Below are 18,917 nucleotides of genomic sequence, written 5' to 3' on the forward strand. Positions count from 1 at the left end.
CAGACGACGTCGTCATGCTGCGGCGCCCACAGTTTGGGCGCGCCTACCGGGCCGAAAGACTCGATTTCTCCGCTCCGCGCCTTAACTGCCCGGCTCGACGAACAAGCGGGCGCTTTGAAAAATGTGCGGAATCTGCGGTGAGGTGACCTTCCTCGGCCAGCCGGCCTCGGTCGACGCCGTCATGGCCATGAACGGCTGCATGATCAAGCGAGGCCCCGACGGCGACGGGATCGTGGCGCGCGGGCGCGTCGCGTTCGGCCACCGCCGGCTGAAGATCATCGACCTCTCAGAAAAGGCCGAGCAGCCGATGGTCGATCCCGCGCTGGGCGTCACCATCGTCTTCAACGGCTGCATCTACAATCACAAGGAGCTGCGCGCCGAGCTCGAGGCGAAGGGCTACGTGTTCTTCTCCGAGGGGGACACCGAGGTGATCTCCAAGGGCTGGCATGCCTGGGGGACCGAGCTGCCGAAGAAGCTGTTCGGCATGTTCGCGATCGCGATCCACGAACGCGATTCGGGCCGCGTGATCCTCATCCGCGACCGGCTCGGCATCAAGCCGCTCTACATCTCGGAAGGCGCCGGCCGGCTGCGGTTCTCGTCCTCGCTGCCCTCGCTGCTGAAGGCGGGAGGCGTCGACGCCTCGATCGATCCGGTCGGCCTCAACGCCTACATGACGTTCCACTCGGTCGTGCCTGCGCCGCGCACGATCCTCGCGGGCGTCCGGAAGCTTCCGCCCGCCACGCTGCGCATCTACGAGCCGGACGGCCGCACCAAGGAGGAGGTCTATTGGACCGTCTCCTACGAACGGTCGTCGGCCGACGTCGCGCGCTCGTTCGAGGAATGGCGCGGGCAGGTGCATGACAGCCTTCGCACCGCCGTCGCCCGCCGCATGATCGCCGACGTGCCGGTCGGCGTGCTGCTGTCGGGCGGCGTCGATTCGAGCGTGGTCGTCGCGCTTCTGGCGGAGCTTGGACACAACGACATCGAGACCTTCTCCATCGGCTTCGAGGCCCGGGGCGGCGAGGAAGGCGACGAGTTCAGATATTCCGACATCATCGCCGAGCGGTTCGGGACCACGCATCACAAGATCCGCATCGAGGAGAGCCGCATGCTCGACGCGCTTCCGGGCGCGATCGACGCGATGTCGGAGCCGATGGTGAGCCATGACTGCGTGGCGTTCTACCTGCTGTCGGAGGAGGTGCGGAAGCACGTCACCGTGGTGCAGAGCGGCCAGGGCGCCGACGAGATTTTCGCCGGCTATCACTGGTACCCGCCGGTTGCGGCCTCGAACGATCCCGCGGCTGACTACGCCAAGGCGTTCTTCGACCGCGATCACGCGCGCTACCTCGCCCATGTGACGGACGAATACGCCGGCGCCGACAACGCCCGCGCCTTCGTCGAGGAGCATTTCGCGATGGCCGGGGCCGACGACGCCGTCGACAAAGCGCTGCGCCTGGATTCGACCGTCATGCTGGTCGACGACCCTGTGAAGCGAGTCGACAACATGACGATGGCGCATTCGCTGGAGGCGCGCGTGCCGTTCCTGGACCACGAACTGGTCGAGCTCGCGGCGCGCATTCCGGGGAAGCACAAGCTCGCCGACGGCGGCAAGGGCGTTCTGAAGGATCTCGCCCGCCAGATCGTGCCGAAGGAGATCGTCGACCGGCCGAAGGGCTATTTTCCCGTGCCTGGCCTGAAATATCTCGAAGGCAAGACGCTCGAGATGGTGCGTGACGCGCTTGGCAGCCAGGCGGCGCGCGAGCGCGGCCTGTTCCGGCCGGAGTATCTGGAGACGCTGTTCGAGAACCCGCAGGCGCACATCACGCCGCTGCGAGGCTCGGAGCTCTGGCAGTGCGCCCTGCTCGAGGTGTGGCTGCAGACGCACGGGGTCTGATCCGGCGGTCTTTCGCGGGCCGAACGAACGCTGAAACAGAAAGGCTACGGCCGATGACGCTTTCCGTCGCTGACCGTGAAACTGCCGGCGCGGCCGCGCCGCCGGCGCCGAAGCCGGACGCGATCGTCGATTGCGGCTGGGGCCGGCTGCTGTTCGGGCAGACCTTCTCGGATCCCCGCGCCCTCGCCGACGCGCTGCGCGAGGAAGGGCCGGACCGGCGCGACATCGCGGTCTATGTCGACGACCCGCACGTGCTGCTGGCGCAGGCCCCGCTGGAGCTGTTCCTCGACCCGAGCCACATGTTCCGGCTCGATCTCGGCGAATATCGGCCGTCGCGCCGCGGACAAAGGGCGTTCAACGTCCGCAAGCTCGAGAGCCCGCACGAGATCGAGGCGGTCAACCGGATCTACGCCGCGCGCCACATGGTCTCGGGACCGCCGGATTTCTACGAGCGCGCGCGCGACAGCGAGACGCTCGTCCACCTCGTCGCGGTCGACGCCCGCACCGACGAGGTCATCGGCGTGGTGACCGGCGTCGACCACGTCACCGCGTTCGCCGATCCGGAGAAAGGCTCGTCGCTCTGGTGCCTCGCGGTCGACCCGCAGTCCCGCCATCCGGGCGTCGGCGAGACGCTCGTCCGCCGCCTCGCAGAGCTCTTCAAGGAGCGCGGCGCCCGGACGATGGACCTGTCGGTGATGCACGACAACGATCTCGCCATCGGGCTCTACGAGAAGCTCGGCTTCGTGCGCACGCAGACCTTCTCGATCAAGCGCCGCAACTACATCAACGAGCGCCTGTTCGTCGGCGAGCCCGGCGTCGAGGGGCTGAACCCCTACGCCAAGATTATCGTCGACGAGGCGCGCCGCCGCGGCATCGGCGTCGAGGTGACCGACGCCGAAGGCGGCTTCTTCCGCCTGACCCATGGCGGCCGCTCGCTGGTCTGCCGCGAGTCGCTGAGCGAGCTCACCACCGGCGTCGCGATGTCGATCTGCGACGACAAGGCGGTGACGCGCCGCGCGGTGGAGAAGGCGGGCGTCGTCGTGCCCGAGCAGATCGAGGCCGGCGACCGCGAGGGGCTGCAGGCCTTCCTCCACAAGCACGCGGCCGTGGTGGTGAAGCCCGCCCGCGGCGAGCAGGGCCGCGGCATCTCCGTCGGCCTGGAGACGATCGAGGACGTCGAGAAGGCGATCGAGCACGCCCGCGCCTTCTGCGACCGGGTGATCGTCGAACAGATGGTCGAGGGCGACGACCTCCGGCTGATCGTGATCGACTTCAGGCTGGTCGCGGCCGCCATGCGCCGGCCCGCCCGCGTGGTCGGGGACGGCAAGACGCCGATCCGCGGCCTTATCGAGGCGCAGAGCAAGCGCCGGTCGGCCGCGACCGGAGGGGAAAGCTCGATCCCGCTCGACGCCGAGACCGAGCGCTGCGTGAAGAAGGCGGGCTATTCGCTCGACGACGCGCTCCCGGAAAACGAGACGCTGGCGGTGCGAAAAACCGCGAACCTTCACACCGGCGGCACGATCCACGACGTCACGGGCATGGTGCATCCACGCCTTGTCGATGCGGCGGTGAAGGTCGCCCGGGCGATCGACATTCCAGTCGTCGGCGTCGACTTCATGATCAAGGCGCCTCATCTCGCGGACTACGCGTTCATCGAGGCCAATGAGCGCCCGGGCCTCGCGAACCATGAACCGCAGCCGACGGCCGAGCGTTTCATCGACCTGCTGTTCCCGCTGTCGATGCCGGCCTCGGTGCGCCGCGTCGGACTGAGCTGACGGCGGAGACTTTCCGCCGCCGCGGCGGGGCGTGATAAACAGCCCGTCGAATCGCCGCTCCAGGCCAGCTTCCCCGAGGATCCATGCCGCGCCTCGAAGTCGACATCGATTATCTCTCCGACCAGCTCAAGGGACTACTCAAGATCCCGAGCCCGACGGGCTTCACCGACAGCATCACGCATGCCGTCGTCGACGAGCTCGTGCGGCTGGGCGTCGAGCCCGAGGTGACCCGGCGCGGCGCGATCCGGGCCAAGCTCAAGGGCAAGGCGAAGGACCCCTCGCGCGCCCTGATCGCGCATCTCGACACGCTCGGCGCGCAGGTGAAGCTGCTGAAGCCGAACGGCCGCCTCGAGGTCGTTCCGATCGGGAGCTGGTCGGCGCGCTTCGCGGAAGGCGCGCGCGTCACGATCTTCACCGAACAGGGCGCCTATCGCGGCTCGATCCTGCCGCTGAAGGCGTCCGGCCACACCTACGCCGACGAAGTCGACACCCAGCCCACCGGTTGGCCCTATGTCGAAGTGCGCGTCGATGCGCTGGTGCGCGACGTCGCCGATCTCCAGCGCCTCGGCTTCCACGTCGGCGACGTGGTCGCGATCGACACCCAGGCCGAGTTCCTCGACAACGGCTTCATCGTCTCACGCCATCTCGACGACAAGGCGGGGGTCGCCATCCTGCTGGCGACGCTGAAGGCGGTGGTGGAGTCGGGCGAACGCCTGCCGGTCGACACCTGGTTCGTCTTGTCGATCGCCGAAGAGGTCGGCGTCGGCGCGGCCGCCGTCCTGCCGCACGACGTCGCCGCCATGGTCACGATCGACAACGGCACCACGGCGCCCGGCCAGGCGAGCGACGAATTCGGCGTGACCATCGCAATGGCCGATCAGACCGGCCCGTTCGATTACCACCTCACCCACGAGCTGATCCGGCTGGCCCGCGACAACGACATCCGGCACCAGCGCGACGTGTTCCGCTATTACCGCTCCGACAGCGCCTCGGCGATCGAGGCGGGAGCCGACGTGCGGACCGCGCTCGCGACGTTCGGCGTCGACGCCAGCCACGGCTACGAGCGCATCCACATGCACGCGCTGCGCTCGCTCGCGGAGTTGATGACCGCCTATGTGACGAGCCCGGTCGAGATCAAGCGCGACGCCAAGGCGCTCGGCTCGATCGAGGGCTTCCCGCACCAGCCCACGGCGCCGGCCGAACCCGACATCGAGCCCGCCGAGGAGCTGTCTCCCCGCGAGTGAGACTGGCCTTGGGAACGGAACCGCTTGCGGGACCGTTGATCCGCGGTGGTATGCGAGTGGTTCGCCTCCTGCCCGGGAGACGACCGATGTTCGGCACGTGGAACAAGCTTCTGATGCTCGCGGCCGAGTCGCAGCACGTCATTGACCTGCGCGTCGCGAAATGCGCGCTTGGCGGCGTCTCCGCTCTCGAGGAGATGCAACTGATGTGCGCAGAGAAGCTCGAAGCCGGGATGGTGTCGGCCAGCCGCCTGATGACCGGCTGCTCGATCGAAAGCGTCGTCGACGACTATCGCGGGATCGTTCTCGCAAACGCCACCCGGCTCGCGCGCTCTTAAGCAGCGCGACCTACGGGAGCGCGCGTCGCGCGCGGGCGCTCACTTGACCGCCATCACCTGGATGTAGGCCGGCCCGAGGATCACGATGAAGATCACCGGCAGGAAGAACAGGATCATCGGAACGGTCAGCTTCGGCGGCAGCGCGGCGGCGCGTTTCTCGGCTTCCGCCATGCGGCTGTCCCGGCTGTCCTGGCCCAGCACGCGCAGCGCCTGACCGATCGCGGTGCCGTATTTGTCGGCCTGGATAAGCGCGGTCGCGACCGACTTCACGGAATCAAGCCCGGTCCGCATGCCGAGATTCTCATAGGCGAGCCTTCTGTCCTGCAGATAGGACATCTCGGCCATCGCCAGCGTCAGCTCTTCGGCGAGCGGGATGGACTGGGTTCCGATCTCGTCGGCGACCTTGCGGAAGGCGGCTTCGATCGACATGCCGGACTCCACGCAGATCAGCATCAGGTCGAGGGCGTCCGGGAACGCGCGCTTGATCGAGAGCTGCCGCTTCTGCCGCTGGTTCTTGAGAAAGATCTCCGGCGCCTTGAATCCGATATAGGTCGCGAACACGACGGCTCCGATCCGCATCAGCGGGTCCATGCCGAAATCGTCGACCACGAAGAAATAGAACAGCGCGACGATCAGGAAGCCGATCGGAACCACGAGGCGGAAGAACAGGAAGGCGACCATCGCGCCCTGGCCGCGATAGCCGGCGAGCTGAAGCCTCTCCTTGGCGTCCTCTGTTCCAAGGTGCTTGGCCAGATGGAGCTGGCTGACGATGCTCTGCATGTAGGCCTTCGGCTCGCGCTTCAGGCTGTTGCGCTCGCCCTTGGCCAGCCGCTCACGCTCGCGCGTCCGGATCTTGGCGCGTTCGAGCGCGACGGTCTTCATGCGCTTCTCAAGCCCGTCGCCGGCGAGCAGCGGCATCGCGAAGGTCAGCACCGTGGCGATCGCCGCGACGGCGGCGAGCATCGCGGCCATCGCATGCGGATCGTTGATGAACCGGAAGATGTGGTCGACCACGCGCCGTCCCCTGATGATTTGCGCCTCGCGGCGCGACCGGCGCCGAGCCGATCAGAAGTCGAAATTGATCATCTTCTTCATGACGAGGATGCCGGTCAGCATCCACGCGGCCGACAGCACGAGCATCACGCGCCCGGTGTCGGTGGTCCACATCAGCTCCATGTAGGTCGGGCTGGTGAAGGATATGACCGCGATGGTGATGAGCGGCAGCGCGCCGATGATGGTCGCGGAGGCTTTCGCCTCCATGCTCATGGCCTGGATCTTGGCCTTCATCTTCTTGCGGTCGCGCAGCACGCGGGCGAGGTTCCCGAGCGCGTCCGACAGGCTGCCGCCGGACTTCGACTGGATCGCGATGACGATGCCGAAGAAGTTCGCCTCCGACACCGGCATGCGCTCGTAGAGCTTGCCGACGGCGTCGCCGAGCGGAATGCCGACGGCCAGCTCCTCGACGATCTTGCGGAATTCGGACTTCACCGGCTCCTGCGCCTCGTTCGCGACGATGCGGATGCAGTCGCCGAGGGGCAGGCCGGATTTCAGGCCGCGCAGGATGACTTCGACGCCGTCCGGCAGACCCGCCAGAAATTTGCTGATCCGGCGCTTCTTGAGGAACGTCAGCATCCAGCGCGGGACGCCGAAGGCGCCCACGAAGGCGAGGAAGCCTGCGATCCTGATGTCGCCCGTGCCGATCATCGCCCCGAGCGCGAGGGCGGCGGCGATGATCGCGCTGACGACGTAGAATTTCTCCTTCGACCAGAGCAGCCCGGCCTGGGCGATGCGCATCTGGAGGTTGGGCCGGTTGATGCGCTTCTGGCGATCGTCGAGCGCCTTGAGGCTGTGGGCGACCTGTCCGCGTCGCACGCTTTCCGCCGCCTGGGTCGCGGCCTGCCTGCGGTCGAGTCCGACCATCTTCTGCCGCTGCTCCACCCGGAGCGCGCCGGACAGGCGGGGGTAGATCAGGGCGTAGGCGGCGCCGCCCGCGGCGACGGTCGCAAGCAGGATCACCGGAAGATTGCCTGGCATGGCGGGGATCATCATGGCGCGGCTCGCTGCTCAGCCCCTCAGGCGACGCGGGACGGGGCGTCGGGGTCCATCGCGTCGATCGCAGCGGCGAGCCGGTTCTCCTCGCCGAAGTAGCGGGCGCGCTCCCAGAACCGCGGACGGCCGATGCCGGTCGAGCGATGGCGGCCGAGGAGCTTCTTGTTCGCGTCCTCGCCGAGGATGTCGTAGAGCAGGATGTCCTGGGTGATGATCACGTCGCCTTCCATGCCCATCACCTCGGTGACGTGCGTGATGCGGCGCGAGCCGTCGCGCAGGCGAGAGGCCTGCACGATGACGTCGACCGAGGTGCAGATCATCTCCTTGATGGTCTTCGACGGCAGGGTGAACCCGCCCATCGTGATCATGCTCTCGAGGCGCGACAGCGCCTCGCGCGGGGAGTTCGCGTGCAGCGTGCCCATCGAGCCGTCATGGCCGGTGTTCATCGCCTGCAGCAGGTCGAACGCCTCCGGTCCGCGCACCTCGCCGACGATGATCCGTTCGGGGCGCATGCGCAGGCAGTTCTTGACGAGATCGCGCATGCTCACCATGCCCTCGCCCTCGAGGTTCGGCGGACGCGTCTCGAGCCGCACCACGTGCGGCTGCTGGAGCTGCAGCTCGGCGGCGTCCTCGCAGGTGATGATGCGCTCGTCCTCGTCGATGTAGCGCGTCAGGCAGTTCAGCAGCGTCGTCTTGCCCGAGCCCGTGCCGCCCGAGATCAGCACGTTGCACCGGACGCGCCCGATGATCTTGAGGATCTCGGCGCCTTCGGGACTGATCGAGCCGAAGCGCACCAGCTGGTCGAGCGTCAGCTTGTCCTTCTTGAACTTGCGGATGGTGAGCGTCGGGCCGTCCAGCGCGAGCGGCCCGACGATGACGTTGACGCGAGAGCCGTCGGGGAGGCGCGCGTCGCAGATCGGCGAGCTTTCGTCGACGCGACGGCCGACCTGGCTGACGATGCGCTGGCAGATGTTCAGCAGCTGGGCGTTGTCGCGGAACCGGACATGGGTGTTCTGCACCTTGCCGGCGACTTCGATGTAGGTCTTCTCGGCGCCGTTCACCATCACGTCGGAGATGTCGTCGCGGGCGAGCAAGGGTTCGAGCGGGCCATAGCCGAGCACGTCGTTGCAGATGTCCTCGAGCAGCTCCTCCTGCTCGGCGATCGACATCACGACGTTTCGGATCGCGATGATCTCGTTGACGATGTCTCGGATTTCCTCGCGCGCGCTCTCGGCGTCCAGGCGGGCGAGCTGGGCGAGGTCGATGGCCTCGATCAGCGCGCCGAAGATCCGGCTCTTGGTCTGGAAATAGTCTTCGCTGCGCTTGGCGTCTGCCGTGGGCGCAGGCGCGCTCGGACGCGGCTCGATCTGCTGCCCGGCCGTCGCGCCCACCAGCGGAGCGACCGGGATCAGCGGCGCTCCGAAGTCGCCGTTCGCCGTGGTCCGGCCGAAGCCGCCCGTGGCTGGCGCGACCGTCGATCCGCGTTTTCCGAACATGTATGCGCTCCGATAGGGACCGGCCTCAGCCGGCCTTCTTCCTGTTGAGCCGGGCCATCAGCGGCTCCAGCAGCGTCCGCTTCGCCCGTTTCGTCTCGTTCTTGCCAGTGAGCTTCTTGGCGAGGTCGACGAAGATCTCGTTGATCTTGTTGGACGGCGCGGTCTCCGCGATCATCTGCCCGTTGTTCGCCGCCGTGCCGAACACGCCCGGCTCGAACGGAATGATCGCCGCCGCCTCGAGGTCGAGCGCCTGGGCGAAGTCGCCCGGCTTGATCTCCGAACGCTTCGGCACGCCGACCTGATTGAGGATCAGCCTGGGCTCGGAGTCGTTCGGCCGCGCGGCCTTGAGCAGGTCGATCAGGTTCTTGGCGTTGCGCAGGTTGGCGAGGTCCGGGCTCGCCACCACCACCACCTCATCGGCGGCGATCAGCGCGCGTTTCGACCACGCCGTCCAGACATGGGGCACGTCGAGGACCGAACATGGCACATTCGAGCGCAGGATCTCGAGGAGCGGATCGAACACGTCCTCGTGGAAGTCGTAGACCCGGTCGAGCGTCGCAGGCGCGGCGAGCAGGCTGAGCTGCTCGGTGCACTTCGACAGCATGCGGTCGACCAGGGCCGCGTCGAGCCGCTCGGGCGCGAACACCACTTCGGCGATGCCCTGCGGCGGGTCCTGGTTGAAGTTGAGGCCGGCGGTGCCGTAGGCGAGGTCGAGGTCGACGACCACGCTGTCGAGCTTCAGTTGCCGGGCCATCGCCCAGGATGCGTTGTGCGCGATGGTCGAGGACCCGACGCCGCCCTTTGCGCCGACGAAGGCGATCGTGCGGCCGACCGGATCCGCGCCCGGCGCGCGGAAGATTTCCGACAGCGAACGGACGAGGTCCACGACGCCGAACGGCGGCACGAGATAGTCGCTGACGCCAAGCCGCATCAGCTCGCGGTACAGCAGCACGTCGTTGACCTGGCCGATCACCACGACCTTGGTGTCGTTGTCGCAGACGTCCGACAGCTTCTGCAGCGTCTCGAGCAACCGCTCGCGGTGAGCGTCGCCCTCGATGACGATCACGTTCGGCGTGGGCGCGTTCTTGTAGGCTTCCGTGGCCGCCGGGCCGCCGCCCATCTGAACCTTGACGTGGGCCTTCTCCATGCGCCGGTCGACGGTCGACTGCTCGACGAGGCGCGCGATCTCCGGCGTCTCGCAGAAGGCCTGGATCGAGACGCGCGGCAGGGACGCGATGACGACGGCGGTCTGGGACGCCGCCGTCTCCGCGCGGCCCGCGAAGCCGGACTGCTGATCGTCGATGTTCCTGATCATCGTCCCGCCCCGTTCAGTTGTTGCCGATCGAGGAAACCCCGACCTTCTCGGCCCTGTAGTTGGTCGTCGTGTCTTCGCCGGCGCGGTACTTCTCGATCACGACGCCGCGGCGCGCGGCGTAGACCGGCGTCTCGGTCCGCGGTCGGGCGAGATCTTCGGGGTCGGCGACCTGCGCCGCGAGGTTCGCCTGCGTGGCGCAGCCGAAGTTCCAGTAATCGCGGTTCTGCGTGGCTCCGTAATAGTCCCCGCCGCCATGGCCGAGATCGTCCGGCCAGAGCCCGCAGGGATGCGGCACCTCGGCCTTGAGCTTGACGAAGCCGAGCTTCACCGGGGCGACCCCGTCGGAGCCTCCGGCCTGGTAGCGCTGCGTCAGGATCGCGCTCGAGGGCACGCCGGCCGCGGCGAGCGTGGTGCGGATCGCAGGCGCGGCGTAATTGGCCGCGCCGGCGCTGACGCCGCCGCTCGGCATCATGACGCCGATCGGCCCGCGGCCGTTCTTGCGCCAGTCCGCGGCGAAGGCCCGGATGTCGGACTTCTGTCGATCGGTCAGGCCGCCTCGGCCGGCCCCCACGGGCAGATCGAGGCGCGCGGCGCCTTGGGCGAGCACGATCGGATGTCGCTGCTCGTAGGTTTGGGGGTAGGAGTCGGCGACGATGCGGTCGCCGTGGCACCCGCCGAGCGCGAGCCCCGCGCCTGCGACCAGCGCGGCGAGGCCCGCCCTGAGCGGAGACGGACGGTGAGAGGTCATTGCAAGTCTCCGTTCGGCTCGAGAGCTCAGTCGAGGATGAAGCCGCCACGTGGGTGGCCCTCGGTGGCCGGATCGATCTTTCCGGGGATGCCGTAGAGACGGTTCAGACGTCCGAGCAGAATGAAGGACTGGTCGCTCGGTTCGGCGAAGCCGTCGTCGGGGCTCGAGAGCTTCTCGGGCGCCGTAGGCTTGGCGAGATAGGGCGTCACGAAGATCGCGAGTTCGGTGTCGTTGCGCATGTAGTCGTTCGAGCGGAACAGCGCGCCGAGCACCGGCAGCTTCATCAGGCCCGGCAGGCCCGCCGCGGCGCGCTTGGTCTGCTGCTGGATCAGCCCGGCCATCACGATCGAGCCGCCCGACGGCACCTCAACGGTGGAGTCGGCCCGGCGGACCTGCAGGCCCGGGATGACGAGGCCGTTGTCGGTGATGCCGTTGGCGGGATCGAGCTCGCTGACCTCCGTGCCGATCTTCAAGCTGATGCGGCCGCCCGAGAGGACGACCGGAGTGAAGCTCAGGCTGACGCCGAAATCCTTGAACTCGACGGTGCGCGTACAGATTCCGTCCGCGATCGAGCAGGGCCCGGGGAACGGATACTGGCCACCGGCGAGGAACTTGGCGCTCTCACCGGAAATCGCTGTGAGGTTCGGCTCGGCGAGCGTCTTCACCACGCCGCCGCGCTCCATCGCCTGAAGGCTGGCGGCGAGCGAGCCGCCATGGCTCGAGATCGCGCCCGTCAGGAAATTCGCCGGGCTGGAGTTGTTCGCGCCATAGGGGAAGTTGGTCTGGCCGTTGAGCGTGACGCCGCCGATCTTGAAGCCGCTCGCCGCGTAGTCGATGCCGAGCTGCTTCACGACCTCCCGCTTCATCTCGACGACCTTGACCTTGAGGAGGACCTGGTCCTGCCCTTCGATCCTCAGCGCGTTCACGACTTTCTTGGGGTCGCTCATGTAGCCCGCCGCGATGTCGATAGCGGTCTGGGCCTCCTGGGCCGACTTGACCGAGCCGGTCACGACGACGCCGTCGCCGACCCCTTCGACCCGCACCTTGCCGCCGTCGATGGAGCGGCCGATCGAGGCGCGGATCGAGCCGACGTCGCGCGAGACGGACACTTCGTAGGAGGCGATCTCGCGGCCGTCGACGTCGAGGAACTTGACGTCGGTCTGCCCCGGCGCGGCGCCGATCAGGTAAGCCTTGCGCGCGGAACGGACGACGGCGTTGGCGATCGCGGGATCGGCCACGAACACCTCCTTGGCGTCGCGCGGCAGCGTCACGACGTAGGACTTGCCGATGCCGAGGTCGATCTGGGCGTCGCTGGAGGGTCCATAGCCCGCCGTATCGAGATAGCCGGGATCGGCCGCGAGCGCGGCCTGCGGCGTCGCGAGCGCCATGACGCTCGTCGCCACCAGAACGCCGCGGAGGCTGCGCTTCAGGAGACCGGCGAGGCCGATGCTGTCATCGTTGCGCATCGTGAGGCTTCTCGCTGCGGCGCGGCTCATGACAGGAGGCCGGGAGAGAAAGAGGTTGAGCGGGGAACGATCGGTCACCGTCCGCCTCCGTTGCTGGTCACGCCGAAGCGCACGACCGTCAGAGAGCTTCCGCGCTTCTGCGCGGGATCGGCTTCGAGCCCGGCGGTCGGGCCGCTGTCCACCAGCGCCCGCAGCGCGAGCGCGACGGCGCCCTGCTGGCGGCTGAGCGAAACCTGCTCGGCCTGAGCCAGCGTCAGCTCCAGGGTCGCGGTCTTGCCGACCACGACCCTCTGGCCGTCCTTGTCTTCGACCGTCTGGTCGATCGCGAGCACGCGCACGTTCTGGATGATGGTCTCGGAGTAGGATTCGTCCCGTCCGCTCGATCCTGTGACCTTGCGGGTCACGATGACGTCGACGCGGTCGTTCGGCAGGATGAAGCCGCCGGCGCCGCTCTCCGCGGAGATCTCGATCGAGATCGCGCGCATGCCGGCGGGAAGGATCGCGGCCATGTAGCCGGAGCCGTCGCCCTTGATGAGCTTGTCAGGCCTGATCGGCTCGCCGGCCACGAAGGGGGAGCGGGCGATCGATCCCGAGGTGTCCTGGATCGCGTTCGGGGCGGCGCTCTTCAGTACGAAGGCGGCGTTCGCGGCGTCCTGCGGCCAGGCCTGCCAGCGCACGTCTTCGGCGCGCACCGATCCGCCCATGCCGATGTCGTTCGCGGCGACGAGGACGTCGACCGTCTTGACGGCCGGGCTCTCCGCTGTCGGCGTGGCTGGCGGCGCATCGCCGGAGCCGCCGGCGAGCATGGCCGCGCCAAGTCCGGCTGCGGCCGCGATGCCGAGCACCACAAGGCGTGCGGCTTTCATGATGACCCCCGAGCGCGACGGCCCCTGGAACGAGGGCTCTGTGCTTCGGCGAGTCTGGATCGAAAACCGTCAATTCATGGTTAACAAGGAGTCGACGGGCAGGCTCGGCGTCAAATTTACGTAAACTTTTGATAATTTGGGAAACTCGACTTAAGCGGGCCGATTTTCGCTGTCAGACGAGGCCCGCGAACCAGGTCGTATCCGGCCACATCAGCAACGTCCCCGCCGCGAGCGCGACGCCGTAGGGCACCCCGGCCCTGGGGTCGTGCAGCCGCGCCATCCAGCCGACGCGGTCGAAACGCAGCGGCAAAGGGGCCTTCCGGTAATAGAGGATCGCCAAGGTCAGCGCCCCGCCGAACAGAGCGAACAGGGCGAACCACGCAAGCAGCGGCTCCGTGCCCAGCCAGAGCGCAAGCGCCGCGGCGAGCTTTGCGTCGCCGCCGCCGATCCAGCCGGGGATGAACAGCAGGACGCCGATAGCGAGAACGAGACCGCCCGCGGCGAGATGCCAGAACACTTGCTCGACGCCGAAGCCGGCGGCCGGGGCCGCCGCGGCGAAAGCGATCGTCAGCGCCAGCACCAGGCGGTTCGGGATCGTCATGGTCATGAGGTCGGACACCGCGGCGACGACCACCAGCGCGGGAAGGATCACGACGACCAGCGTCTCGAGCATCGATTGCATTCCCGTGCCAGGCGCGTGCGCGCCGCCCGTCGAGATCGTGGCGCAAGACCGACTAACGAAGAACTGACGGAGCTTCGCGAGCGTGCGGCCTCCGCTCGGCGCGACGGCGATCTCGCCGAAGCCGTGTTCGGACGCCCGGCGCGCCTGTAGCGCACGACCGCCGCGCCTCGGATCGCGCAAGCGATAGGCGCCGAATGTCCGCTTTCGGAAAAAAGGGCGAAGCCGCCGCCGCCTTCGCGGGGACCGGCGGCTCGCGTCGCTGCGCCGACCGGAGCTGCGCATAGTCGCAGCCCCGGCGGAGGAGCGCCGTGCAAGACCCCCGTGAGGATCTCGGGCTCAGTTGTTGAGGTTCGTGTTGACCTTGTCGAAGGCGGAGTTGAGCGAGCCGCCCACGCCCTTGACCATCGTGATGATCGCGATCGCGATGCCGACGGCGATCAGGCCGTACTCGATCGCGGTGGCGCCGGATTCGTCGTTAGCGAAACGCTTGATCATGCTCATCTGGAAAATCTCCTGGTTCACGGAGGTTGCGACAGCTCCTGTCCCGTCAGTGCGCCGGAACAACTCGAACATACCCAGCGCACATTTCGATTGGGTTAATGCTCAAAGCAATCATTATTTGACTCAAAATTGAAATCCTTACAGTTAAGGCAACGTTGCATTGATTAAGTTGATTAATTTTAATTAAATAGTTTGTTTTTCTGAAAGAGAGCTGAAGATATTCGCATTACCCCCCAAATTCGCGGACGGTGAGATGTAGATTTCGCTCGCCAGGAGGCGGCCTCAGAGATGTGAAGCGCAGGCGGCAAGCAGCGCCTTAGGGTTTCGTTCACCAGATTGCGCTTGAGTGCGGCGATTGAATCTGGGGAACGGGGCCAATGACCTCCTTTCGTGCGGGCCGCCTGAGCATGCGCGGCGTCCTCGGCGTTCTATCCGCGCTAATACTGACCTCAGCCGCCGAAGCCGCAGAAAACACGCTCGACGTCGCGGTCGACCGCGCCAGCATCATGCGTGCGCCGGACGGCACGGCGACCGTCATCATCGGCAATCCGCTGATCGCGGACGCCGCCACCCAGAGGAACGGCGTGATGGTCGTGACCGGCAAGAGCTTCGGCCAGACCAACATCATGCTGCTCGACAGCGCGGGCGCCGTGCTTAGCGAGACGATCGTGAACGTCCAGCGCCCGAGCGACGGCACCCTGGTCGTGCAGCGGGGCGTCAAACGCGAGAGCTTCGCCTGCACGCCGCGCTGCGAGCCGGTGCTTTCGGTCGGCGACAGCGCCGAAGCCTTCGCCGCCACCGCCGGCCAGATCGCCCAGCGCAGCAATATGTCGTCGGGCGTCATGGAGACTGACAAGAAGGAGTGACCGCGGCGCCAATTCGTTAAGGTTTGGCGCTCAGTCTTCTATCGTCGGCCACGATCAGGCGCGGCTCGCGGAGAGGGACGCATGAGCAACCTGCGCCGTCGTCATCCTCGCCCCAGAGTCGGCGCCGCCAGAACGGCCGCGGCCGCCCTCCCCGCCGTCGCACTGGCTTTCGCGGTGTTCGATTCAATGGCGATGCTTGCGGCGGGCAGCCTTCTCAAGACGCTCGGCGTCCTGAACTGAACCTCCCGCTCGTCGCCTAGCCATCGATCGCCGCCCTTCATACCTTCGTCGCGCCCCCGCGTCCGATGGCCGCCACCGGCTTGCGGCGCCTCCTGAGGCGCGGCAAAAGAGCGGCCCGGCTTGAGCCGGCCTTGTTTCCAGACCACCGGAGGGGCGCCCCCGCATGCCGTCAGACATCGAGATCGCCCGCGCGGCAAAGCTGAAGCCGATCGTCGAGATCGCGGCGAAGGCCGGCGTGCCCGAAGACGCGCTCCACCTGCACGGCAAGCACATCGCCAAGATCGACGACCGCTTCATCGCGGAACTGCCGAAGCGGCAGAACGCCAAGCTCGTGCTCGTGACCGCGATCAGCCCCACGCCTGCGGGCGAAGGCAAGACCACGACGACCGTCGGACTCGGGGACGCGCTGAACCACATCGGCGAGAAGGCCGTGATGTGCCTGCGCGAGCCGTCGCTCGGGCCGGTGTTCGGCGTGAAGGGCGGCGCCGCCGGCGGCGGCCACGCCCAGGTCGTGCCGATGGAGCAGATCAACCTGCACTTCACCGGCGACTTCCACGCCATCACCTCCGCGAACAACCTGCTGGCCGCGCTGGTCGACAACTCGCTCTACTGGGGCAACCCGCTGAACATCGATCCGCGGAGAATCGTGTTCCGCCGCGTGCTCGACATGAACGACCGCACGCTGCGCCAGATCATCTCCGGCGTCGGCGCTCCGACCAACGGCTACACCCGCGAGGCCGGCTTCGACATCACTGTCGCCTCCGAGATCATGGCGGTGTTCTGCCTTGCGAGGGACCTCAAGGATCTCGAGGAGCGCATCGCCCGGATCGTCGTCGCCTACACGCCTGACAAGAAGCCGATCACCGCGAAGGACGTCGACGCGCAAGGCTCGCTCTGCGTGCTGCTGCGCGACGCGATGCGGCCGAACCTGGTGCAGTCGATCGACGGCTCGCCGGTGTTCATCCATGGCGGCCCGTTCGCGAACATCGCGCATGGCTGCAACTCCGTGATCGCGACGACCACGGCGATGAAGCTCGCCGACTGGACCGTGACGGAAGCGGGCTTCGGCGCGGACCTCGGCGCAGAGAAGTTCATGGACATCAAGTGCCGCTTCGCGGGCCTCGCCCCCGACGCTGTGGTGATCGTGGCCACCGTCCGCGCGCTCAAGATGCATGGCGGCATGGCGAAGACCGACCTCAGCACTGAGAACGTCGAGGCGCTCAAGACCGGCCTCGTCAATCTCGGCCGCCACATCGAGAACGTGAAGAAGTTCGGCGTGCCGGTCGTGGTCGCGATCAACCACTTCTACGCCGACACCGACGCCGAGATCGAAACGCTTCAGACGGCCGTGAAGGCCGACTTCGGCGTCGACGCCGTCATCTGCCGACATTGGGCGGAAGGCGCCAAAGGCGCCGAAGGCCTCGCCCGCGCGGTGGTCGACCTGGTCGGCCGCCAGGCGTCGGACTTCAGGCCGCTTTATCCCGACGAGATGCCGCTGCTGCAGAAGGTCGAGACGATCGCGAAGGAGATCTATCGCGCCGACAAGGTGCAGGCGTCCGCCGCGATCAAGAAGCAGCTCAAGGAGTGGGAGGAGGCCGGCTACGGCAAGTTCCCGGTCTGCATCGCGAAGACCCAGAACTCGTTCTCGGCCGACCCCACCGCCTATGGCGCGCCGACCGGCCACACGCTGCCGATCCGCGAGGTTCGGCTGTCGGCGGGCGCGGGCTTCATCGTGGTGATCTGCGGCGACCTCATGACGATGCCGGGCCTGCCGAAGGTCCCGGCCTCCGCCAACATCAAGCTGCTCGAGGACGGCACGATCGACGGCATCGCCTGAACGGGGCTCCGATCAAGCGTTGTGCGTTCACGGCTCCGGCGCGATCGCCGGGGCCGGCCTGCGGCTGCGGGCCGCGACCGCGACCCCGGCGAGAACCAGGGCGAAGCCGACGGCGTGAAACAGCTGCGGGCGTTCGCCGAGCAGCAGGATCGCGAGCACGGCGCCGAACAGCGGCATCAGGTGGAAGAACGGCCCCGCGCGGTTCGCGCCGATCAGCTCCACGCCCCGGATGAAGAACAGATAGGCGAGCGTCGAGGGAAAGACCGCGACATAGGCGGCTGCGGCCAGCGTGGCGCCGTCGAACGAAATGCGGCCGCCGAGCGCGATCTCGACGGCCAAGGCGGGAAGCAGGAACAGGGCGCCGAGCCCGACGGTCGCGGTCAGGAACGACAGCCAGTGCATCGCAGGCTTCAGCCTGAGCATCGCCGAATAGAGCGCGTACACCACCATCGCCGCCAGGATGCAGACGTCGCCGGCGTTGAACCGAATATGGCCGAGCGCCGCGACGTCGCCGCGCGTGACGATGACGGCGACGCCGCAAAGCGACACGAGCACGCCTGCAAACTGCGCCTTGGTCATCATGTCCCGGAACAGGACGGCGCTCCACACGCCGATCAGCAACGGCCCGGTGGACTGGATCAGCAGCGCGTTCAACGCCTCGGTGTATTGCAGCCCCCAATAGGCCATCGTGTTGTAGAGACCGACGCCCGTCAGGGCGAGGATCGACAGCCGGCCGAGGCTGCCCCGGATCGCCGGCCAGTCGCGCTTCAGGTGGGGAATCGCGAAGCCGATCAGCAACACGAACGAGCCGCTCCAACGCACGAAGGCGAGCGCGACCGGCGGCACATGGCCGGCGACGAGCCGTCCGAGGACGAGGTTGCCCGCCCAGAACAGCGACGTGAGCGTGAGCAGGAGGTAGGGGCGGTCGAAGAACCTCCGACCGAACTCCCGGAGGACCGCGGGCATGGCGACCATGAAGCGGATGAACGGAGGCCGCCTATGCCAGCTTGGCCCGGGCGTGGTCAACGCCCCGCGACGCAGGACCGGTCCTCTCGGCGGGACGCCAAGCCTGCGACGACGGCGCCCGCCGCATCAGCGCCACGAGATGCTATGACCGTGCTGCAACGCAGCGAAAGCGCCTGCTCCACGCATCGTAGTCATAGCTGGAAGCGTTCGATGGTCGCAGATTTCATAGAACTTATCGATCTCTGGAAGCGTCAGGCGGCGCTTGCGGGCGGGTTCGCCGCGATGGCGCCGTTCGCAGGCTTCGTGATGGCCAACCGGCTCGCACAGATGACCACCGAGTTCGGCCGGCCGACCGCCGCCGGCGCTCGCGAGGCCGAACGCATGGTGGCGGAGAAGATGTCGGCCGCCTTCGAAGGCGGCGCGGCGGCGAGCAAGGTGCTCGGCGGCCTGCCGCATGCGGGGAGCCCGATGGCCGTCGCCGGCTTGATGGTTTCGGCCGGCGAAGCGGCGCTTCGCCCGGTCGCCCGCACCGTCCGGGCCAATGCGCGCCGACTGTCCCGACAAGGCTGAGGGGACCTAGATCCGCAGCTCCGGACTGCGCTTCCGAGTTGGTGCGTCCAACGCCAAATCGGTATCA

The 18,917-nt window shown here is 67.4% G+C and carries 18 protein-coding genes; 8 read left to right on the plus strand and 10 right to left on the minus strand.

Going from position 1 to position 18,917, the window contains the following annotated elements; all coding sequences use genetic code 11:
• Positions 1 to 121: 121 nt before the first annotated feature.
• The 4 genes from PKE75_RS01210 (at position 122) to PKE75_RS01225 (ending at position 5,248) form a co-directional block, all read left to right on the plus strand.
• A complete protein-coding gene (locus tag PKE75_RS01210; RefSeq protein ID WP_271166863.1) occupies positions 122 to 1,894 on the plus strand; it encodes an N-acetylglutaminylglutamine amidotransferase in 1,773 nt (590 codons plus the stop codon).
• Between the two features lie 53 nt (positions 1,895 to 1,947).
• On the plus strand, positions 1,948 to 3,669 hold the full coding sequence (gene ngg, locus PKE75_RS01215; RefSeq protein WP_271166864.1) for an N-acetylglutaminylglutamine synthetase: 1,722 nt from the start codon (positions 1,948 to 1,950) through the stop codon (positions 3,667 to 3,669).
• An 83-nt stretch (positions 3,670 to 3,752) separates the two neighbouring features.
• Positions 3,753 to 4,913, plus strand: coding sequence for an osmoprotectant NAGGN system M42 family peptidase (locus tag PKE75_RS01220; RefSeq protein WP_271166865.1), 1,161 nt, complete (start codon positions 3,753 to 3,755; stop codon positions 4,911 to 4,913).
• 86 nt (positions 4,914 to 4,999) lie between these two features.
• On the plus strand, positions 5,000 to 5,248 hold the full coding sequence (locus PKE75_RS01225) for a hypothetical protein (protein ID WP_271166866.1): 249 nt from the start codon (positions 5,000 to 5,002) through the stop codon (positions 5,246 to 5,248).
• Between the two features lie 39 nt (positions 5,249 to 5,287).
• Here the strand turns inward: PKE75_RS01225 and PKE75_RS01230 are convergent, their stop codons facing one another.
• The 9 genes from PKE75_RS01230 to PKE75_RS01270 all read right to left on the minus strand — a co-directional run bounded on the left by PKE75_RS01230 (position 5,288) and on the right by PKE75_RS01270 (position 14,371).
• Entirely contained in the window at positions 5,288 to 6,262 is a 975-nt protein-coding gene (locus PKE75_RS01230) for a type II secretion system F family protein (RefSeq protein ID WP_271166867.1), read from the minus strand.
• A gap of 51 nt (positions 6,263 to 6,313) precedes the next feature.
• The gene (locus PKE75_RS01235) at positions 6,314 to 7,297 is read right to left on the minus strand and encodes a type II secretion system F family protein (RefSeq protein ID WP_271166868.1); all 984 of its coding nucleotides are present in this window, start codon (positions 7,295 to 7,297) and stop codon (positions 6,314 to 6,316) included.
• A 23-nt stretch (positions 7,298 to 7,320) separates the two neighbouring features.
• Positions 7,321 to 8,793, minus strand: coding sequence for a TadA family conjugal transfer-associated ATPase (locus PKE75_RS01240; protein ID WP_271166869.1), 1,473 nt, complete (start codon positions 8,791 to 8,793; stop codon positions 7,321 to 7,323).
• A 25-nt stretch (positions 8,794 to 8,818) separates the two neighbouring features.
• Positions 8,819 to 10,108: a CpaE/TadZ family protein gene (locus tag PKE75_RS01245; protein WP_271166870.1), complete on the minus strand. Its 1,290-nt coding sequence runs from the start codon at positions 10,106 to 10,108 to the stop codon at positions 8,819 to 8,821.
• A gap of 13 nt (positions 10,109 to 10,121) precedes the next feature.
• Positions 10,122 to 10,856 (minus strand): CpaD family pilus assembly protein, encoded by a 735-nt coding sequence (locus tag PKE75_RS01250; protein WP_271166871.1) that lies wholly within the window; start codon positions 10,854 to 10,856, stop codon positions 10,122 to 10,124.
• A 26-nt stretch (positions 10,857 to 10,882) separates the two neighbouring features.
• Positions 10,883 to 12,322: a type II and III secretion system protein family protein gene (locus tag PKE75_RS01255; protein WP_271166872.1), complete on the minus strand. Its 1,440-nt coding sequence runs from the start codon at positions 12,320 to 12,322 to the stop codon at positions 10,883 to 10,885.
• Positions 12,323 to 12,396: 74 nt separating this feature from the next.
• Positions 12,397 to 13,188 (minus strand): Flp pilus assembly protein CpaB, encoded by a 792-nt coding sequence (gene cpaB, locus PKE75_RS01260; protein ID WP_271166873.1) that lies wholly within the window; start codon positions 13,186 to 13,188, stop codon positions 12,397 to 12,399.
• Between the two features lie 172 nt (positions 13,189 to 13,360).
• A complete protein-coding gene (locus PKE75_RS01265; protein WP_271166874.1) occupies positions 13,361 to 13,861 on the minus strand; it encodes an A24 family peptidase in 501 nt (166 codons plus the stop codon).
• A 345-nt stretch (positions 13,862 to 14,206) separates the two neighbouring features.
• Positions 14,207 to 14,371 carry a Flp family type IVb pilin gene (locus tag PKE75_RS01270; RefSeq protein WP_271166875.1) on the minus strand — a complete coding sequence of 55 codons (165 nt, stop codon included), beginning with the start codon at positions 14,369 to 14,371 and terminating at the stop codon, positions 14,207 to 14,209.
• Between the two features lie 377 nt (positions 14,372 to 14,748).
• Between PKE75_RS01270 and PKE75_RS01275 the strand changes: the two genes are divergently transcribed.
• The 3 genes from PKE75_RS01275 to PKE75_RS01285 all read left to right on the plus strand — a co-directional run bounded on the left by PKE75_RS01275 (position 14,749) and on the right by PKE75_RS01285 (position 17,314).
• Entirely contained in the window at positions 14,749 to 15,237 is a 489-nt protein-coding gene (locus PKE75_RS01275) for a pilus assembly protein N-terminal domain-containing protein (RefSeq protein ID WP_271166876.1), read from the plus strand.
• An 81-nt stretch (positions 15,238 to 15,318) separates the two neighbouring features.
• The gene (locus PKE75_RS01280) at positions 15,319 to 15,477 is read left to right on the plus strand and encodes a hypothetical protein (RefSeq protein WP_271166877.1); all 159 of its coding nucleotides are present in this window, start codon (positions 15,319 to 15,321) and stop codon (positions 15,475 to 15,477) included.
• A gap of 163 nt (positions 15,478 to 15,640) precedes the next feature.
• Positions 15,641 to 17,314 (plus strand): formate--tetrahydrofolate ligase, encoded by a 1,674-nt coding sequence (locus tag PKE75_RS01285; RefSeq protein ID WP_271166878.1) that lies wholly within the window; start codon positions 15,641 to 15,643, stop codon positions 17,312 to 17,314.
• A 27-nt stretch (positions 17,315 to 17,341) separates the two neighbouring features.
• Here PKE75_RS01285 and PKE75_RS01290 read toward each other — a convergent pair whose 3' ends face one another.
• Entirely contained in the window at positions 17,342 to 18,280 is a 939-nt protein-coding gene (locus PKE75_RS01290; protein ID WP_271166879.1) for a DMT family transporter, read from the minus strand.
• Between the two features lie 210 nt (positions 18,281 to 18,490).
• Between PKE75_RS01290 and PKE75_RS01295 the strand changes: the two genes are divergently transcribed.
• Positions 18,491 to 18,850, plus strand: a complete 360-nt coding sequence (locus tag PKE75_RS01295; RefSeq protein ID WP_271166880.1) for a hypothetical protein — start codon at positions 18,491 to 18,493, stop codon at positions 18,848 to 18,850.
• Positions 18,851 to 18,917: the final 67 nt, after the last annotated feature.

The organism is Hansschlegelia plantiphila, from assembly GCF_027922265.1.
In the GTDB taxonomy this organism is placed as follows: Bacteria; Pseudomonadota; Alphaproteobacteria; order Rhizobiales; family Methylopilaceae; genus Methylopila; species Methylopila plantiphila.

Bases quoted from the DNA above. Each gene is read 5' to 3' on its own strand.
- PKE75_RS01210 (WP_271166863.1), top strand. From the start codon at position 122: ATGTGCGGAATCTGCGGTGAGGTGACCTTCCTCGGCCAGCCGGCCTCG.
- ngg (WP_271166864.1), top strand. From the start codon at position 1,948: ATGACGCTTTCCGTCGCTGACCGTGAAACTGCCGGCGCGGCCGCGCCG.
- PKE75_RS01220 (WP_271166865.1), top strand. From the start codon at position 3,753: ATGCCGCGCCTCGAAGTCGACATCGATTATCTCTCCGACCAGCTCAAG.
- PKE75_RS01225 (WP_271166866.1), top strand. From the start codon at position 5,000: ATGTTCGGCACGTGGAACAAGCTTCTGATGCTCGCGGCCGAGTCGCAG.
- PKE75_RS01235 (WP_271166868.1), bottom strand. From the start codon at position 7,297: ATGATGATCCCCGCCATGCCAGGCAATCTTCCGGTGATCCTGCTTGCG.
- PKE75_RS01240 (WP_271166869.1), bottom strand. From the start codon at position 8,793: ATGTTCGGAAAACGCGGATCGACGGTCGCGCCAGCCACGGGCGGCTTC.
- PKE75_RS01245 (WP_271166870.1), bottom strand. From the start codon at position 10,108: ATGATCAGGAACATCGACGATCAGCAGTCCGGCTTCGCGGGCCGCGCG.
- PKE75_RS01250 (WP_271166871.1), bottom strand. From the start codon at position 10,856: ATGACCTCTCACCGTCCGTCTCCGCTCAGGGCGGGCCTCGCCGCGCTG.
- PKE75_RS01255 (WP_271166872.1), bottom strand. From the start codon at position 12,322: ATGCGCAACGATGACAGCATCGGCCTCGCCGGTCTCCTGAAGCGCAGC.
- cpaB (WP_271166873.1), bottom strand. From the start codon at position 13,188: ATGAAAGCCGCACGCCTTGTGGTGCTCGGCATCGCGGCCGCAGCCGGA.
- PKE75_RS01265 (WP_271166874.1), bottom strand. From the start codon at position 13,861: ATGCTCGAGACGCTGGTCGTCGTGATCCTTCCCGCGCTGGTGGTCGTC.
- PKE75_RS01270 (WP_271166875.1), bottom strand. From the start codon at position 14,371: ATGAGCATGATCAAGCGTTTCGCTAACGACGAATCCGGCGCCACCGCG.
- PKE75_RS01275 (WP_271166876.1), top strand. From the start codon at position 14,749: ATGACCTCCTTTCGTGCGGGCCGCCTGAGCATGCGCGGCGTCCTCGGC.
- PKE75_RS01280 (WP_271166877.1), top strand. From the start codon at position 15,319: ATGAGCAACCTGCGCCGTCGTCATCCTCGCCCCAGAGTCGGCGCCGCC.
- PKE75_RS01285 (WP_271166878.1), top strand. From the start codon at position 15,641: ATGCCGTCAGACATCGAGATCGCCCGCGCGGCAAAGCTGAAGCCGATC.
- PKE75_RS01290 (WP_271166879.1), bottom strand. From the start codon at position 18,280: ATGCCCGCGGTCCTCCGGGAGTTCGGTCGGAGGTTCTTCGACCGCCCC.
- PKE75_RS01295 (WP_271166880.1), top strand. From the start codon at position 18,491: ATGGTCGCAGATTTCATAGAACTTATCGATCTCTGGAAGCGTCAGGCG.